Raw genomic sequence first — 16,444 nt, 5'->3', positions numbered from 1 at the left:
CGCTACTTCGCGTGCGTCACCGCGTAGATCATCACGAACGCGACGATGTGGATGCCGAAGAGGAAGTAGGCCAGGTACCACCAGACGTACCGCTCGTTCTTCTTCTCCTCGACCAGGCGGCGCTGTTCCCGCTCCCGCTCCTGCTCCTCGGAGGGCTCGTCCGGCATCACAGTTCCCGGTGGACCTTGGTGTTCGATGCCTGGGCGCGGGGGCGGACGACCAGGAGATCGATGTTGACGTGGCTGGGGCGGGTGATCGCCCAGGTGATGGTGTCGGCGACGTCGTCGGCGGTCAGGGGCTCGGCCACGCCCGCGTACACCTTCGCCGCCTTCTCGGCGTCGCCGCTGAAGCGGGTCAGCGCGAACTCGTCGGTCTTGACCATGCCGGGTGCGATCTCGATGACACGGACCGGCGTGCCGACGATCTCCAGGCGGAGGGTCTCGGCGAGGACGTGCTCGGCGTGCTTGGCGGCGACATAGCCTGCGCCGCCCTCGTACGTGCCGTGGCCCGCGGTGGAGGAGAGCACGACGACCGTGCCGTCGCCGCTCGCGGTGAGGGCGGGCAGCAGGGCCTGGGTGACGTTCAGCGTGCCGATGACGTTCGTCTCGTACATCTGGCGCCAGTCGGCCGGGTCGCCCGTCGCGACCGGGTCGGCGCCCAGCGCACCGCCCGCGTTGTTGACCAGGACGCCGATCGTCTTGAAGGCCGTGGCGAACTCGTCGACCGCGGTGCGGTCCGTGACGTCCAGGGCGTACGCCGTCGCCTGGCCGCCCGCCTTGCCGATCTCCTCCGCCAGCGCCTCGATGCGGTCCTTGCGGCGGGCGGTGAGGACCACGCGGTAGCCGGCCGCGGCGAGCTGCCGGGCCGTCGCCGCGCCGATGCCGCTGCTCGCGCCGGTGATGACGGCGATGCGGGAGGGGGTGGCGGGCGCGGTCATGAGTGGCTCCTCTGGCGGGTGCGCGGGCGGGCGTACGGGAATCCCCGTCAGGATAGGCAGGTGGTGGGCGGCGGCGTCGAACTGTCCGGGTTCCGGGCCTGGTCCGGGCCTGGTCCGGTCCGATTCCGGGCCCGGTCTGGTCGGGGCTCAGTTGCCGCCGCGCGGCGCGTACATGATCACGGCCATCCCGGCCAGGCAGATCAGCGCGCCGGTCACGTCCCAGCGGTCGGGGCGGTAGCCGTCCGCGACCATGCCCCAGGCGATGGACCCGGCGACGAAGATGCCGCCGTACGCGGCGAGGATGCGCCCGAACTCCGCGTCCGGTTGGAGCGTGGCCACGAAGCCGTACACGCCGAGCGCCATGACGCCCGCGCCGATCCACAGCCAGCCGCGGTGCTCGCGTACGCCCTGCCAGACCAGCCAGGCGCCGCCGATCTCGAAGAGCGCGGCGATGACGAAGAGGGCGGCGGAACGGACGATGAGCATGCCGTCACTTTCGCATGCGGGGATCACCTGTCGGACGGCGCCTGTCGGCGGTCTGGAGTGGGATACAGGGGGCTGCGGCGGGGGCTCGCCCCTACGACGGATGGCGGCCGCTCGCGTACGCCGTCGGGGGGACTCCTACCGTCGCCGTGAAGCCTCGCACCAGGTGGGCCTGGTCGGCGTAGCCGAGGTCGGCGGCGAGGCCTGCCCAGTCGACGGTGTGGGAGGTCTCCGCGCGCTCCAGGGCCTCGTGGATGCGGTAGCGCAGGATGATCCACTTCGGGCCGACGCCCACATATGCGGCGAAGAGGCGTTGGAGGGCGCGGACCGTCATGCCCTCGGTGCGGGCGAAGTCGCCGACGTGGCGGATCGTGCGGTCGGCGCGGATGCGGTCGACCAGGGCCATCGCGAGGTCGGCCTGCGGGTCCGGTCGGGGGTTCAGGTCCAGGAGGAACGTGTCGAGTGCGGCTACCCGGGCCTGCTCGTCGTCCGGGTCGAGTACGGCGGCGACGGCGCCCTCAGAGTCGGGGAACACCTCCGGGAGGCGAAGCCGCTGTCCGGTGAGCGTGGTCAGTGGCCGGTCCGGCGCGAAGGGTCGGAAGCCGCCCGGCCGGAACTGGATCCCGCATACCCGGCCCTTCCCCTCCAGCTTCTGTGTGAACAGGCCGAGCCCGATGCCGGCGACCTCGCCGAAGCCGGCCGGGTCCTGGGCCTCGTGCCTTTGGAAGACGACGTTCACGGACGGGTGGGGGACCACATGGGAGGCGTACGGCTGGGGCAGGTCCCAGTCGATCAGCCAGTAGTGCTCCAGGTAGGGGCGGAGGGATGGGGCCGGTTCGCGGCGGCGGAAGCGGACGCGCGCGAAGAGTTCCGTGGCGTCGACGATGCCTCGGGTGTCACGGCGAGGGGCGGCCATGCAGGGATCGTACGGCCGGGTACTGACAGTCGGTGGTGGCTGGAGCGAGAGGTGGAATAGCGGGGGGCGCGGCACTGTTCCGGGGTATAGTTGAATCGTAAACAACCTGCGGAGGGTGAGCGACCATGCAGTTCGGGATCTTCAGCGTCGGCGACGTCACACCGGACCCGACCACCGGCCGGACGCCGAGCGAGCACGAGCGGATCAAGGCCATGGTCGCCATCGCGCAGAAGGCCGAGGAGGTCGGCCTGGACGTCTTCGCGACCGGCGAGCACCACAACCCGCCGTTCGTGCCGTCGTCGCCGACCACCATGCTCGGCTGGATAGCCGCGCGCACGGAGAAGCTCATCCTCTCCACGTCCACGACCCTCATCACCACCAACGACCCGGTGAAGATCGCCGAGGACTTCGCGATGCTCCAGCACCTGGCGGAGGGGCGGGTGGATCTGATGATGGGGCGCGGGAACACCGGGCCGGTGTATCCGTGGTTCGGCAAGGACATCCGGCAGGGCATCAACCTCGCCATCGAGAACTACGCGCTGCTGCACCGGCTGTGGCGCGAGGACGTGGTGACGTGGGAGGGCAAGTTCCGTACGCCGCTCCAGTCGTTCACGTCGACGCCCCGGCCGCTGGACGGCGTACCGCCGTTCGTCTGGCACGGGTCGATCAGGTCGCCCGAGATCGCTGAACAGGCCGCCTACTACGGCGACGGCTTCTTCCACAACAACATCTTCTGGCCCGCCGACCACACGAAGAAGATGGTCGAGCTGTACCGGGAGCGGTACGCGCACTACGGGCACGGCACGGCCGAGCAGGCCATCGTCGGACTGGGCGGTCAGGTGTTCATGCGGCACAACTCGCAGGACGCGGTACGGGAGTTCCGGCCGTACTTCGACAACGCACCGGTGTACGGGCACGGGCCGTCGCTCGAGGACTTCACCGACCAGACGCCGCTGACGGTCGGCTCGCCGGAGCAGGTCATCGAGAAGACGCTGGCCTTCCGGGAGTACGCCGGTGACTACCAGCGGCAGTTGTTCCTGGTGGATCACGCCGGGCTGCCGCTGAAGACCGTGCTGGAGCAGCTCGACCTGCTGGGCGAGAAGGTCGTGCCGGTGCTGCGCGAGGAGTTCGCCAAGGGGCGGCCGGCCGGGGTGCCGGACGCGCCGACCCACCAGTCCCTGCTGGCCGCCGCTTCGGAAGGGGTGACCGTCGCATGAAGCTCGTCGTCGTCTCGGCGGGGCTGAGTGTCCCGTCGTCCACGCGGCTGCTGGCCGATCGGCTGGCCGCCGCTACGGTCCGGGAGGCCTCCGCCGACGTCCAGGTCGTCGAACTGCGTGACCTGGCCGTCGAGATCGCCCACAACTTCACGAACGGGTTCCCTGGGCGGGCGCTGGGCGCGGCGATCGACGCGGTGACGGGGGCGGACGGACTGATCGTCGTCACGCCGGTGTTCTCCGCGTCGTACAGCGGGCTGTTCAAGTCCTTCTTCGATGTGCTGGACAAGGACGCGCTCAGTGGGAAGCCGGTCCTGATCGCCGCGACCGGGGGCTCGTCCCGGCACTCCCTCGTGCTGGAACACGCCCTGCGACCGCTCTTCGCCTACCTGCGCGCGGTGGTCGTGCCGACCGCGGTGTACGCCGCGTCCGAGGACTGGGGCGCGGAGGGACTGGCTGAGCGGATCGACAGGGCGGCGGGGGAGCTGGTGGGGCTGATGGTGGGGGTGCGTGGTGGCGTGAGGCGGGTGGATGTTGTGCGTGCGGGTGCGGGTGCGGGTGCGGGTGCGGGTGCGGGTGCAGGTGCAGGTGCGGTGGATGCGGCGGACGTGGTCAGTGCGGCGGACGTGGTGGGTGCGGCGGACGTGGTGGATGCGGGCGCGCGCGTCGACACCGACACCGCTGCCGCCATCTCGCCTCGGTCCCTCAAGGGGGCCGTCACCTCGGCCGACGGGTTCACTGTCATTCCCTTCGAGCAGCAGCTCGCGGCGTTGCGGCCGTAGGCGGCTGCGGGGGTTGGGGGTTGGGGTGGAGGGGGTCGCCCCCTCCGCCCCTTCCCGTCCCGTTTCTGGGGGCTGCGCCCCCAGACCCCCCTTCGCGCTTCGCGCTCGTCCTCAAACGCCGGACGGGCTGAAAAGCACTAGCCGACGTGGACCCTTGGGCGTCGCGCCCGGTTCGGTTCTGCCTCGCGGAGGACCTCTCGGGTTACCGGGGCCACCTCGCCCTGGCCGAAGAGGAAGAAGCGCAGGAAGTTGGCGAAGGGGTTGCCCTCGGTCCACTCGAAGTAGACGTGCGGGATGCAGCCGGTGGTGTCGCGGACGTGGAGGAGGAGGGCGGCGAGGGCGTTGGGGATGGAGGACGACTCCAGGGTCAGGACGCGGTAGCGGCCGTGCATGACCTCGCCGCGTACGTTCAGGCCCGCCTCGAACTCGGAGGCGTCGAGGACGGTGACCTCGACGAAGACGAAGTCCTCCTGGGACGGAACGTCGTTGTCGGCGCGGATCTGCTCGATCTTCTCGCGGTACTCGGTGATGTCGCGGTTGTCGGGCTCGTTGGCGATGAAGCGGGCCCGGCGGCTCGCGATGTCCCGTACGAACCGCTCCGCCATGTCGTCCATGCTCACGCTGGTGACCCGCAGTTCGAAGGCGCGGGCGAGGCGGGAGAGGAACGAGACGAGGATGATCCCGGCGATGAAGCAGGCGCCGATCTTGACGCCGTCGGGGCGCTCGATGACATTTGCGACGGTCGTGTAGAGGAAGACCGCAGAGATGGCCGTGAAGGCGATGGTCCAGTTGCGCTGGCGGGCCTTGCGGGCCGCGATGGTGACGGCGATGGCGGCGGAGCTGATCAGGACGAGGACGCCGGTGGCGTAGGCGCCGCCCTGTGCGTCGACGTCGGCGTTGAAGATCCAGGTGACCAGGAAGGCGACCAGGGTGAAGACGATGACCATGGGGCGCACGGCGCGCGCCCAGTGCGGGGCCATGCCGTAGCGGGGGAGGTAGCGGGGCATGAGGTTCAGGAGTCCGGCCATGGCCGAGGCGCCGGCGAACCACAGGATGGCGATCGTCGATACGTCGTAGATCGTGCCGAAGGTGGCGCCCAGGTACTCGTGTGCCAGATAGGCGAGGGCGCGGCCGTTGGCCTCGCCGCCGGACTCGAACGCCTTCTCCGGGATGAGCAGGGTGGTGATGAAGCTGGTGCAGATCAGGAACACGCTCATGATCACGGCGGCGGTGGTCAGCAGCTTCTTCGTGCCCCGGATACGGCCGGTCGGCTTCTCCTCGGTGTCCCCGGGATCGCCCTCGACGTGCGGCATCACCGCCACGCCGGTTTCGAAGCCGGAGAGGCCGAGGGCCAGCTTCGGGAAGACCAGCAGGGCCACGCCGACCATGGCGATGACGTTTCCGTGCTCGGCGGTGAGGGCGTTCGACCAGTCGGTGATCACATGCCCCGCCGTGACCACGTGCCAGAGGCCGACGATCACGACCACCACGTTGAGCGCCAGATAGAGCCCCACCAGGACGACCGCGACCCCGATCGCCTCCAGAAAGCCCTTGAGGAACACCGCGCCGAGCAGCGCCACGAGGATCAGGGTGATCAGCATCTGCTTGTCGTGCAGGACGCTGGTGAGGTGCGGATTCTCGACGAGGTGGGTGGAGGCGTCCGCGGCCGAAAGGGTGATGGTGATCAGGAAGTCGGTGGCGGCGAAGCCCAGCAGGGTCAGGACGAAGAGCTTGCCCTTCCAGAACGTCAGCAGCCGCTCCAGCATCGCGATCGAGCCCTGGCCGTGCGGGCTCTCCTCGGCCACCCGGCGGTATACGGGCAGTGCGCCCGCCAGAGTGACGATGACGAGCACGATGGTGGCGATGGGCGACAGCAGCCCGGCGGCCAGGGCGGCGATGCCCGGCTGGTATCCGAGGGTGGAGAAGTAGTCGACGCCGGTCAGGCACATCACCCGCCACCAGCGCTGGCCTTTGTGCGCGGGCTCGGGTGGGGCGTGCGGGCCCTGCGGGGCCTTGCCCATGTCGGACAGGCCCTCCAGCATCCACGCCCGTAGACGGCTCGGAGGGGCGTGGTCGGTGGTGGCCATCGGCGGGCTCCTGACGTGCTGCCAAGCGTGGGGTTGTGGCCATCACGCGGACGGCCGGGCCGGCGTATGCGTCCAGTGATCCACAGGCTCAGGGTCTCGCGCACGTTGAGACGAATGCCTCCGCTTGTCCATGCCCGCCCATTGTGGCCACCAGGGGCGGGATCGGCATGGCGAGGTGACGACGGTCGGGAGCCGGTCTTGATCTTCTTCATGGTCAGATGGGATTCGAGGCGCCCGACGCAGGGCAGGCCACTGAGCTTGCCGGTGAGGAATGCCTCGAACTCCTCGAAGGTCTTGCGGTCGGTGGCACTGACCTCGACGTCGATGAGGACTGCCAGTCCGCGGCCGAACGCGTCAGCTCTGGCCGGCGCCGCGAGCGCCGCGCCCAGTGCGAACGCCATCTGGCACGACAGCGGCGACACCAGGGTCGCCACTACGGCCACCGCCGCCGAGGCCGGCTCGAGCTGGTGGACATGCCGCCCGAGGGGCTGCGCCTGACCGCGCTGCGCCAGCTCACCCTGCTCTGGGTGGCCGACCGGGTCGACGACCCGGGAGCGGGTCGTGGTCGCGCTCACCGGCGGGCCCGAGGGCGACACCCTGATCCGGGGCTGCCGTCCCGGAGGACACCCCGGGTGGCGATCTCACGATGGTGCTGTCGCTGCCGTTCGCGGAGCAGGCGGGGCGCCCCCGAGGGCCGCAGAGTGTGGGAGGCGGCGTATGAGGTGCATGAGGTGTAAGTGACGTCAACCATCTCTCTACGAGCGGAACGTGGCCGACGTGCTGCGAGGCCGAGGCAGGGCCGATGCCCTGCCCAGGACGCCGTCGTATGGTGCGGACGCTGCGGCTGCGGTATGATTGATCTTGAGCGTTGCACCGGAACTCCCGGTAGCAAGCCCGGCGTTGGTGGTCCAAGGAAAGACGCCCCGCTTCCTGCGGGGAAATGCAGGTGCAAGGCCTGCCCGGCGCTCCATACAGCCCCGTCTCCGTTACTCCGGAGACGGGGCTTGCTTTTTTTGGTGAACCCCGGCAGGCCCTTCGCGAAGCGCCCGCTTCCAGGGCGAGTTCTCTGTGTGTGACCGCCCGGCGCGATGAATGAGGCATCAGCGGGCGGAGCGGATCAGTCCAGCCCTGACACCTTGAACACCGTCCGCGCCGTCTCGCGGTCGATCCGCTCCGAGACGCGGCGCAGCGCGGTCGCGCCGCAGGACAGGGAGCCACGCCGAGGGGAGACACGGGAGTCTTCGTCGAGGCGGTGCCACAACGGAGGGTCTGGAGCTGCTGCCACTGAAGTGTGCTCAAGAGTGTTCTGGTGAGCAGGAGCGAGCCCCGATGGTCTGTGGCGTGCCGCGCATGGCGGCCATGGCATCGATCCTGCAGGAGGGAACTGATGTCCCCCTGTCGAATGCGTGACCTTTGCGGGTGGCGCTCGTTGGATGTGGCGACGGGGATCTGATCTTCGGGTGGAGCCGGGCGGGGGTGAACAGGTGGGCGCGCTGAGGGAAGTGGCGGAGCCGTTCGTCGTGTCCGGTCCGATCGGTGTGGCGGTCCGTACCCGGGTCAAGCACCTGGCACCCGAGGACGAGAAGATGCTGCGCCTGGTCGGCGTGCATCTGGGCGCTCTCGCCTCGAAGGACCTCAAGACGCGCTGCCAGGACGGCCTGGAACACTCCGCCGACACCTGGGCGGCACGTAAGCGCGATCTGACCCCGGCCTCGTCGTCGCGGTGGGCCGGGACGATAACCAAGGCGTCGCACGACCAGTGGGCGCTGGCTCGCCGCTGCCAGCTCACGCACATCCAGAACCTGGAAGCGGGCATGAGGGCCATTGAGCACCGGCTGTCCCTGCCCGTCGGACAGAAGGGCTCCAAGCGGGCGCCCGGGGGCTACCGGTCCCGGCAGGAGTGGCACGCCAAGGCTCGTCGTCTGCGCGTGCTGGAGGACCGGCTGGCCGCCGAGCGGGCCGACCGCGCAGCCGGGCTCGTGCACGTCGTGCGCGGCGGCAAGCGCCTGGCCCGCACCCGGCACCACCTGGACGCCGCCCAGCTCACCGAGCCGCAGTGGCGCCGACGGTGGGAGGCCGAGCGCTGGTTCCTCGCCGCCGATGGCGAGTCCGGGAAGCGGTACGGCAACGAGACGATTCGCGTCACGCCGGAGGGCGAGGTAAGTATCAAGCTGCCCGCACCGCTCAGGCATCTGGCGAACGCCCCACACGGCCGGTACATGCTCGCCTGCCGTGTCACGTTTCCCCACCGGGGACAGGAATGGGCCGACCGCGTCGCAGCCAACCGGGCCGTGGCCTACCGCATCCACCTGGACGTAGGCCGGGATCGCTGGTACCTGACCGCCTCCTGGCAGATCCCGCCCACCCCGACCATCCCCCTGGCCGCCGCGCTCGCCGACGGCGTGATCGGTGTCGACATGAACGCCGACCACCTCGCGGCCTGGCGTCTCGATGTCCACGGCAACCCGACCGGTACCCCGCGCCGCTTCTTCTACGACCTGTCCGGCACACGAGATCACCGCGACGCCCAGGTCCGCCACGCCCTCACCCGGCTGCTGCACTGGGCCCGGGCCTGCGGCGTGAAGGCGATCGCCATCGAGGACCTGGACTTCAGCGCGGAGAAGACCCGCGAGAAACACGGACGCAAGAAGCGGTTCCGCCGGCTCATCTCCGGCATGCCCACCGGCCGCCTCCGCGCCCGGCTGACCTCGATGGCCGACCAGACGGGCATCGCGATCATCGGGGTGGACCCGGCCTACATCAGCCGCTGGGGCGCCGAGCACTGGCAAAAGCCCCTCACCAGCAGCAACCGCAAGACGACTCGCCACGACGCGGCTGCCGTGGCGATCGGAAGGCGCGCTCAGGGATATCCGATCCGGCGACGGACGGCACCGCCCCCTGCTCACCGGAGCGATGAGCAGGGGCATCGGACCGTCCAGGCCCGACCGGGCATCCCCGGGCGTGAGGGAACCCGCCCCCGCATTCCCGGACCACGGACCCGATCCGTGCGCGCCGGATGCGGAGCGAAAGCGGGGGACCAGTGTGCCCAACACCGTTCGGGGCACGCGGCTGAGCACGGGCCCTGGCAACAGGACTCACTCCCGCTCAGTCTTTAGGAACGGTTGGTGACCAGGACGCGGGGGGTGACGCGGGCGCCGAAGGAGTCGCACAGGACGAGGCGTTGTCCCACGCCGTTGAGGCAGCGCACCGAGACGAGGTGGTCGGTCCGTACCCGCCGCGTGCCCCGCAGCCCGCGCGCGACCATCCGGCCCTCGCTCGCGGAGACCCGGGTGGGGTAGAGGACCACGAACAGCAGGACGGCGAGTGTGACCCACAGCAGGGCGCGCAGCGTCGTGATCGTGCCGACTCCCCAGTCGATCAGGAGCAGAAGGCCGAGGAGTACGGCCGCGCAGCGGATCGCGCTGCGCAGGTCCTGGGCCCAGAAATGGTCGTGTACCACCTCTGAGGGCGGTTGCGCGGGGGCGGTGGCCGCGTCGCGCGCGTCGTTGCGGCGTTCCATAAGACCGACGGTAGACACACCGAAGGCGGGGGGCAGCACGCTTTGACGGCTCTCTGATGGGATGCGGCGTCAAGGATGCGACAAGGTCCGGGGTTCCGCGCGAAGAACACGCCAGCGGCGCCCATACGCAGCCGATGCGGCCGGTGGATCCCGACCGTCTGTGGCAGCGGCTGTTGCAGAACCAGCGGGGTGCGGTGGTCGCCCACGCCGTGCGGAAGGACACGGACGCGGTGATCTGCCGGCTGCGCTTCCGCATCACCTGACACCGGCTCTCCGGTACCTCCTGACACCGGATCCCGTACCTCCTGACACAGGCCGCCGACGTCGGCGTCAGGGATGCGTCAAGGGCGTATGTGCCGCCGTAAGGGAGGCGTCAACGGTGGCCGAATTCGGTCGGGGAGGCGCTTTCCTCTAACCGTCCGACTCGTTTCCGAACCTCATCTAGGAGCTCACGATGGCCGACGTGGCCTTCGTCGTCACCACGATCGCGGTGTTCGCGCTGGTGGCCCTCGTCGCCAAGGGGGTGACGAAGCTGTGACCGCCGAGGCTGCATTCATCGGCGGCGTCGGCTTCGTGGTGCCCGCCGCCCTGCTGGGCCATCTCCTCCTTGCCACCGGGCGCCAGGGGGTGTCGCTGTGACCGCCGAGAACATCGTCGGCCTGGTCGTGGCCGTCGCCCTGCTGGGCTATCTCATCCTTGCCCTCGTTTTCCCGGAGAGGTTCTGAGCACTGATATGGGACCCGTCCTCGCCGGCGTGCTCCAGTTGCTCGCCCTCATAGCGGCACTGGCTCTTGCCTACCGTCCCCTCGGCGACTACATGGCCAAGGTCTACTCCTCCGACAAGCACCTGCGCGTCGAGAAGTGGATCTACAAGGGCATCGGCGCCAACCCGAACACCGAGATGCGCTGGCCCGCCTATCTGCGCGGCGTCCTCGCCTTCTCCGCGGTCGGCGTCATCTTCCTCTACCTGCTCCAGCGCGTCCAGGGCGTCCTGCCCGGCTCGCTCGGCTTCTCCTCCATCGACCCGGACCAGGCGTTCAACACCGCCGCGTCCTTCGTGTCGAACACCAACTGGCAGTCGTACTACGGCGAGCAGGCCATGGGCCACGTCGTACAGACCGGCGGCCTCGCGGTGCAGAACTTCGTCTCCGCCGCGGTCGGTATCGCCGTCGCGGTGGCTCTCGTACGGGGCTTCGCGCGCTCCCGCACCGGTGAGCTCGGCAACTTCTGGGCCGACATGGTGCGCGGTGTCGTCCGCATCCTGCTGCCGATCGCCGCCGTCTCCGCGATCGTCCTGGTCGCGTGCGGCGCCATCCAGAACTTCGCCGGCATCCACGAGGTCGGCCAGTTTATGGGCGGCTCGCAGGAGTGGAACGGTGGCGCGGTCGCCTCCCAGGAGGCCATCAAGGAGCTGGGCACCAACGGCGGCGGTTACTTCAACGCCAACTCGGCCCACCCCTTCGAGAACCCCACCCCGTTCTCCGACCTCTTCGAGATCTTCCTGCTCCTGGTCATCCCGTTCTCGCTGACCCGGACCTTCGGCCGGATGGTCGGCAGCCTGAAGCAGGGCTACGCGATCCTCGCCACGATGGCCACCATCTGGATCGGCTTCACGGCCCTCATGATGTGGACCGAGTTCGCCCACCACGGCCCGGCCTTCGACCTCGCCGGCGGCGCGATGGAGGGCAAGGAGAACCGCTTCGGCGTCGGCGCCTCGTCGATCTTCGCGGTGGCGACCACGCTCACCTCGACCGGCGCGGTCAACTCCTTCCACTCCTCGTTCACCGGCCTCGGCGGCGGCATCACGATGCTGGGCATGCAGCTCGGCGAGATCGCACCCGGTGGTACCGGCTCCGGCCTCTACGGCATGCTGATCATGGCGATCATCGCGGTGTTCATCGCCGGTCTGATGGTCGGCCGCACCCCCGAGTACCTGGGCAAGAAGATCGGCACCCGCGAGATCAAGTTCGCGGCGCTGTACATCCTCATCACCCCGGCACTGGTGCTCATCTTCACCGCCGCGGCGATGGCCCTGCCGACCCCGGGGAACTCGATGACCAACTCGGGTGCGCACGGCTTCTCCGAGATCCTGTACGCCTACACCTCGGGCGCCAACAACAACGGCTCGGCCTTCGCGGGTCTGAACGCGGACACCCAGTGGTTCAACAGCACCATCGGGCTGGCCATGCTGCTCGGCCGCTTCCTGCCGATGGTGTTCGTGCTGGCGCTGGCCGGCTCGCTCGCCGAGCAGAAGCCGGTCCCGGCGACCGCGGGCACCCTGCGCACCGAGAAGCCGCTGTTCACGGGTCTGCTGGTGGGCGCGATCCTGATCATCACCGGCCTGACTTACTTCCCGGCCCTGGCGCTGGGTCCGCTGGCCGAGGGGCTGGCGTCATGACCACCCGTACAGAGAAGTCCCGTTCGAACGACCAAGAGGACTCGATGTCCACAGCCACTCCGACCCGGGCGCCGCACAGCGATGTGCCGACCGGCCACAAGGACGAACGTGTCGGCGCGGGTCTGTTCGACCCCAAGCAGCTGCTCAAGTCGCTGCCGGACGCCTGCCGCAAGCTCGACCCGCGGATCATGGTCAAGTCGCCGGTCATGTTCGTGGTCCTCATCGGCTCGGTGCTGACGACGATCTTCTCCTTCAAGGACCCGAGTGACTGGTTCGGCTGGGCGATCAGCGCCTGGCTGTGGCTGACCGTGATCTTCGCCAACCTGGCGGAGGCGGTGGCCGAGGGCCGTGGCAAGGCGCAGGCGGACACCCTGCGCAAGGCCAAGACCGACACGGTCGCCCGCCGTCTCGACGGCACGGTCGAGGAGCAGGTCCCCGGCACCGATCTGCGCATCGGCGACCTGGTCGTCTGCGAGGCCGGCGACATCATCCCCGGTGACGGTGACGTCATCGAGGGCGTGGCTTCGGTGGACGAGTCGGCGATCACCGGCGAGTCGGCTCCGGTCATCCGCGAGTCCGGCGGCGACCGCTCGGCCGTCACCGGCGGTACGAAGGTCCTCTCCGACCGCATCGTCATCAAGATCACGACGAAGCCGGGCGAGACCTTCATCGACCGCATGATCGCCCTGGTCGAGGGCGCCGCGCGGCAGAAGACGCCCAACGAGATCGCGCTGAACATCCTGCTCGCGTCCCTCACCATCGTCTTCCTGCTCGCGGTGGCCACCCTGCCGCCGTTCGCGGACTACGCGGACACCCACCTCACCATGGTCGTCCTGGTGGCCCTCCTGGTCTGCCTGATCCCGACCACGATCGGCGCGCTGCTCTCCGCGATCGGTATCGCGGGCATGGACCGGCTGGTCCAGCGCAACGTCCTGGCGATGTCGGGCCGTGCGGTCGAGGCCGCCGGTGACGTCTCCACCCTGCTGCTCGACAAGACCGGCACCATCACCCTCGGCAACCGTCAGGCCTCGGAGTTCGTGCCGGTGACCGGCACCACCGAGGCCGAGGTCGCCGACGCCGCCCAGCTCTCCTCGCTGGCCGACGAGACGCCCGAGGGCCGCTCCATCGTCGTACTGGCGAAGGAGAAGTACGGGCTGCGCGAGCGTCACCAGGGTGAGCTGTCCGGCGCCGAGTGGATCGCCTTCACCGCCCAGACCCGTATGTCGGGTGTGGACGTAGACGGGCGCAAGATCCGCAAGGGCGCGGCCGGTTCGGTCATCACCTGGGTGCGGGAGCAGGGCGGCGAGGTGTCCGAGGACGCCGACACGCTCTCCAACCGGATCTCCGAGGCGGGTGGCACGCCGCTGCTCGTCGCCATCGAGGATGCCGGGGGCGCCCGCGTCCTTGGCGTCATCCACCTCAAGGACGTCGTCAAGGACGGCATGCGGGACCGGTTCGAAGAGCTGCGCCGCATGGGCATCAAGACCGTCATGATCACGGGTGACAACCCGCTGACGGCCAAGGCGATCGCGGACGAGGCCGGCGTCGACGACTTCCTCGCGGAGGCCACTCCCGAGGACAAGATGGCGCTCATCAAGCGGGAGCAGGCGGGCGGCAAACTCGTCGCGATGACCGGCGACGGCACGAACGACGCCCCGGCGCTCGCTCAGGCCGACGTGGGTGTGGCCATGAACACCGGTACCTCGGCCGCCAAGGAGGCCGGGAACATGGTGGACCTGGACTCCAACCCCACCAAGCTCATCGAGATCGTGGAGATCGGCAAGCAGCTGCTGATCACCCGTGGCGCGCTGACGACGTTCTCCATCGCCAACGACGTCGCGAAGTACTTCGCGATCATCCCGGCGCTGTTCGCGGCGGTCTACCCGGGCCTGGACAAGCTCAACATCATGGGCCTGTCCTCGCCCGACTCCGCGATCCTGTCGGCGGTCATCTTCAACGCGCTGATCATCATCGCGCTGGTCCCGCTCGCCCTGCGCGGCGTGCAGTACCGGCCGGTGAGCGCGGACAAGATGCTGCGGCGCAACCTCGGGATCTACGGCCTCGGCGGCCTGATCGCGCCCTTCATCGGCATCAAGATCATCGACCTGATCATCTCCCTCATCCCCGGAATCGGCTGAGCCATGAACAACTCGGTTACGAACACTGCCCGGTTGCTCTGGGCCGGACTGCGCGCCCTGCTGGTGCTCACCGTGGTGACGGGCATCATCTACCCGCTGGTCATCACCGGCGTCGCCCAGGGTCTGTTCAACGACAAGGCGAACGGCTCGGAGATCAAGGTGGACGGAAAGGTCGTCGGCTCCTCGCTGATCGGCCAGTCCTACAACCTGCCGCTGAAGGAGGGTCAGGAGACCGCGGAGGCCGACCTGACGTGGTTCCAGGGCCGTCCGCAGAACGGTCTCGGCACCAACGGCGTCAACACCCAGTACGCGCTGATCCTCTCCGGTGCCACCAACCGTTCCGGTGACAACGGCGCGGTCGACGGCGTCTGCCCGCCGCTGGGCAAGGCGGAGGAAAGCACGCTCTGTTACTGGGTCCGCTCCGCCCAGGAAGCCGTCAAGACGGACAACTCGGTGCCCGGTTACGAGGTCAAGGTCTCCGACATCCCCGCCGACGCGGTGACGTCCTCGGGCTCCGGCCTGGACCCGGCGATCTCCCCGGAGTACGCCGACCTCCAGGTGCACCGGGTCGCGGAGAAGAACGGTCTGTCCGTCGCCCAGGTGCAGAAGCTGGTCGACGACCACACCGACGGCCGCACCCTCGGCTTCATGGGTGAGCCCACCGTCAACGTCCTCGAACTCAACATCGCGCTGAAGGAACTCCTCGCGAAGGGCTGAAGAGCTGAAGAGCTGAAGAGCTGACGCACTGATGGGCTTACACGCACCACGCGGGAGTTGGCGACCGAGGTATCCCTCGGATTCGTCAACTCCCGCAGCCATGACACCGGTTACTCGCACACCGGCACCCCGTACCACCCTCTCTGCAACAGGAAAGGCACACACCGATGACCCGCGTGCTGGTGGTGGAGGACGACCCTCAGCTCGTACGGGCGCTCGTGATCAACATGCAGGCGCGCGGGTACGGGGTCGACGCGGCCCCCGACGGCGCCAGCGCGCTCCGGCTCGCCGCCGCGCGCCAGCCCGACGTGGTCGTACTGGACCTGGGGCTGCCCGACATGGACGGCACGGACGTCATCAAGGCCCTGCGCGGCTGGACCCGTGTCCCGATCCTGGTGCTCTCCGCGCGCCGCGCCTCCGACGAGAAGGTCGCCGCGCTCGACGCCGGCGCCGACGACTACATCACCAAACCGTTCAGCATGGACGAACTCCTGGCCCGGCTGCGCGCCGCCGTGCGCCGGACCGATTCCGTCTCGATCGCCCCCGAGATCGTCCTGGTCACCACCGACGAGTTCACCGTCGACCTGGTCGCCAAGAAGGCCACCCGCGCGGGCCACGACGTGCGCCTCACCCCGACCGAGTGGCACCTGCTGGAGATCCTGGTCTGCAACCCGGGCCGGCTCATCACCCAGCGCCGGCTGCTCAAGGAGGTGTGGGGAGCCTCGCACAGCAACAAGACCAACTACCTGCGGGTGTACATGGCCCAACTCCGGCGCAAACTCGAGGCGGATCCCTCGCACCCCCGCCATCTGATCACCGAGCCCGGCATGGGCTACCGCTTCGAGGCGTGAGAGGCACGGAGAACACCATGGCACGCGGCAGACTTCGGATCTACCTCGGCGCGGCGCCGGGCGTCGGCAAGACGTACGCGATGCTGTCCGAGGCCCATCGCCGCGTCGAGCGGGGCACCGACTGCGTGGTCGCCTTCGTGGAGCACCACAACCGCCCACGCACCGAGGTGATGCTGCACGGTCTGGAGCAGATCCCCCGCAAGGACCTGGAGTACCGGGGCAGCGTCTTCACCGAGATGGACGTCGACGCCGTACTGGCTCGGCGTCCCCAGGTCGCCCTGGTCGACGAGCTGCCCCACACGAACATCCCCGGCTCGCGCAACACCAAGCGCTGGCAGGACGTGGAGGAGCTGCTCGCCGCCGGGATCGACGTGATCTCGACCGTCAACATCCAGCACCTG

18 protein-coding genes are annotated in these 16,444 nt (G+C 69.1%); 10 read left to right on the top strand and 8 right to left on the bottom strand.

All coding sequences use genetic code 11. The features are described from left to right. Positions 1 to 2 precede the first annotated feature (2 nt). From ACX28W_RS36505 to ACX28W_RS36490, 4 genes are all read right to left on the bottom strand, one after another. Positions 3 to 167, bottom strand: coding sequence for a hypothetical protein (locus tag ACX28W_RS36505; RefSeq protein ID WP_459004298.1), 165 nt, complete (start codon positions 165 to 167; stop codon positions 3 to 5). Continuing rightward, on the bottom strand, positions 167 to 937 hold the full coding sequence (locus tag ACX28W_RS36500; protein ID WP_459004297.1) for an SDR family NAD(P)-dependent oxidoreductase: 771 nt from the start codon (positions 935 to 937) through the stop codon (positions 167 to 169). The genes ACX28W_RS36505 and ACX28W_RS36500 overlap by 1 nt, the downstream gene beginning before the upstream one ends. 147 nt (positions 938 to 1,084) lie before the next feature. Continuing rightward, positions 1,085 to 1,423 carry a YnfA family protein gene (locus ACX28W_RS36495; RefSeq protein WP_459004296.1) on the bottom strand — a complete coding sequence of 113 codons (339 nt, stop codon included), beginning with the start codon at positions 1,421 to 1,423 and terminating at the stop codon, positions 1,085 to 1,087. 91 nt (positions 1,424 to 1,514) lie between these two features. Beyond that, a complete protein-coding gene (locus ACX28W_RS36490) occupies positions 1,515 to 2,336 on the bottom strand; it encodes a DUF6597 domain-containing transcriptional factor (protein ID WP_459004295.1) in 822 nt (273 codons plus the stop codon). A 125-nt stretch (positions 2,337 to 2,461) separates the two neighbouring features. On the opposite strand from ACX28W_RS36490, the gene ACX28W_RS36485 reads away from it, so the two are divergent. Both ACX28W_RS36485 and ACX28W_RS36480 read left to right on the top strand, forming a co-directional pair. Then, on the top strand, positions 2,462 to 3,553 hold the full coding sequence (locus tag ACX28W_RS36485; protein WP_459004294.1) for an LLM class flavin-dependent oxidoreductase: 1,092 nt from the start codon (positions 2,462 to 2,464) through the stop codon (positions 3,551 to 3,553). Further along, positions 3,550 to 4,332 (top strand): FMN reductase, encoded by a 783-nt coding sequence (locus ACX28W_RS36480; RefSeq protein WP_459004293.1) that lies wholly within the window; start codon positions 3,550 to 3,552, stop codon positions 4,330 to 4,332. Before ACX28W_RS36485 ends, ACX28W_RS36480 begins: the two co-directional genes overlap by 4 nt. Positions 4,333 to 4,469: 137 nt before the next feature. Here the strand turns inward: ACX28W_RS36480 and ACX28W_RS36475 are convergent, their stop codons facing one another. After that, on the bottom strand, positions 4,470 to 6,419 hold the full coding sequence (locus tag ACX28W_RS36475; RefSeq protein WP_459004292.1) for an APC family permease: 1,950 nt from the start codon (positions 6,417 to 6,419) through the stop codon (positions 4,470 to 4,472). A 218-nt stretch (positions 6,420 to 6,637) separates the two neighbouring features. Between ACX28W_RS36475 and ACX28W_RS36470 the strand changes: the two genes are divergently transcribed. After that, entirely contained in the window at positions 6,638 to 7,156 is a 519-nt protein-coding gene (locus tag ACX28W_RS36470) for a hypothetical protein (RefSeq protein WP_459004334.1), read from the top strand. A 380-nt stretch (positions 7,157 to 7,536) separates the two neighbouring features. On the opposite strand, the gene ACX28W_RS36465 is transcribed toward ACX28W_RS36470, so the two are convergent. Continuing rightward, a complete protein-coding gene (locus ACX28W_RS36465; RefSeq protein WP_459004291.1) occupies positions 7,537 to 7,704 on the bottom strand; it encodes a hypothetical protein in 168 nt (55 codons plus the stop codon). A 199-nt stretch (positions 7,705 to 7,903) separates the two neighbouring features. On the opposite strand from ACX28W_RS36465, the gene ACX28W_RS36460 reads away from it, so the two are divergent. Then, positions 7,904 to 9,535: a nuclease/transposase family protein gene (locus ACX28W_RS36460; RefSeq protein ID WP_459004290.1), complete on the top strand. Its 1,632-nt coding sequence runs from the start codon at positions 7,904 to 7,906 to the stop codon at positions 9,533 to 9,535. On the opposite strand, the gene ACX28W_RS36455 is transcribed toward ACX28W_RS36460, so the two are convergent. Further along, complete coding sequence (locus ACX28W_RS36455) at positions 9,532 to 9,939, bottom strand: hypothetical protein (protein ID WP_459004289.1); 408 nt, start codon at positions 9,937 to 9,939, stop codon at positions 9,532 to 9,534. The genes ACX28W_RS36460 and ACX28W_RS36455 overlap by 4 nt on opposite strands. A gap of 441 nt (positions 9,940 to 10,380) precedes the next feature. Further along, complete coding sequence (locus ACX28W_RS36450; RefSeq protein ID WP_459004288.1) at positions 10,381 to 10,539, bottom strand: hypothetical protein; 159 nt, start codon at positions 10,537 to 10,539, stop codon at positions 10,381 to 10,383. A 35-nt stretch (positions 10,540 to 10,574) separates the two neighbouring features. On the opposite strand from ACX28W_RS36450, the gene kdpF reads away from it, so the two are divergent. The 6 genes from kdpF to ACX28W_RS36420 form a co-directional block, all read left to right on the top strand. Beyond that, the gene (gene kdpF, locus ACX28W_RS36445; RefSeq protein ID WP_043188605.1) at positions 10,575 to 10,664 is read left to right on the top strand and encodes a K(+)-transporting ATPase subunit F; all 90 of its coding nucleotides are present in this window, start codon (positions 10,575 to 10,577) and stop codon (positions 10,662 to 10,664) included. 8 nt (positions 10,665 to 10,672) lie between these two features. After that, on the top strand, positions 10,673 to 12,337 hold the full coding sequence (kdpA, locus tag ACX28W_RS36440; protein ID WP_459004287.1) for a potassium-transporting ATPase subunit KdpA: 1,665 nt from the start codon (positions 10,673 to 10,675) through the stop codon (positions 12,335 to 12,337). After that, the gene (gene kdpB, locus ACX28W_RS36435; protein WP_459004286.1) at positions 12,334 to 14,475 is read left to right on the top strand and encodes a potassium-transporting ATPase subunit KdpB; all 2,142 of its coding nucleotides are present in this window, start codon (positions 12,334 to 12,336) and stop codon (positions 14,473 to 14,475) included. Before kdpA ends, kdpB begins: the two co-directional genes overlap by 4 nt. 3 nt (positions 14,476 to 14,478) lie before the next feature. Continuing rightward, entirely contained in the window at positions 14,479 to 15,192 is a 714-nt protein-coding gene (locus tag ACX28W_RS36430; protein ID WP_459004285.1) for a potassium-transporting ATPase subunit C, read from the top strand. A 167-nt stretch (positions 15,193 to 15,359) separates the two neighbouring features. Then, complete coding sequence (locus ACX28W_RS36425; protein ID WP_459004284.1) at positions 15,360 to 16,043, top strand: response regulator; 684 nt, start codon at positions 15,360 to 15,362, stop codon at positions 16,041 to 16,043. Positions 16,044 to 16,060: 17 nt separating this feature from the next. Continuing rightward, positions 16,061 to 16,444, top strand: a 384-nt coding sequence (locus tag ACX28W_RS36420) for a histidine kinase (protein ID WP_459004283.1), incomplete at its 3' end; no start/stop codon positions are given.

The organism is Streptomyces sp. SD15 (assembly GCF_054462255.1).
The sequence above is the reverse complement of the archived record's forward strand: the minus strand, read 5'-3'. Positions and strand labels throughout refer to the sequence as shown.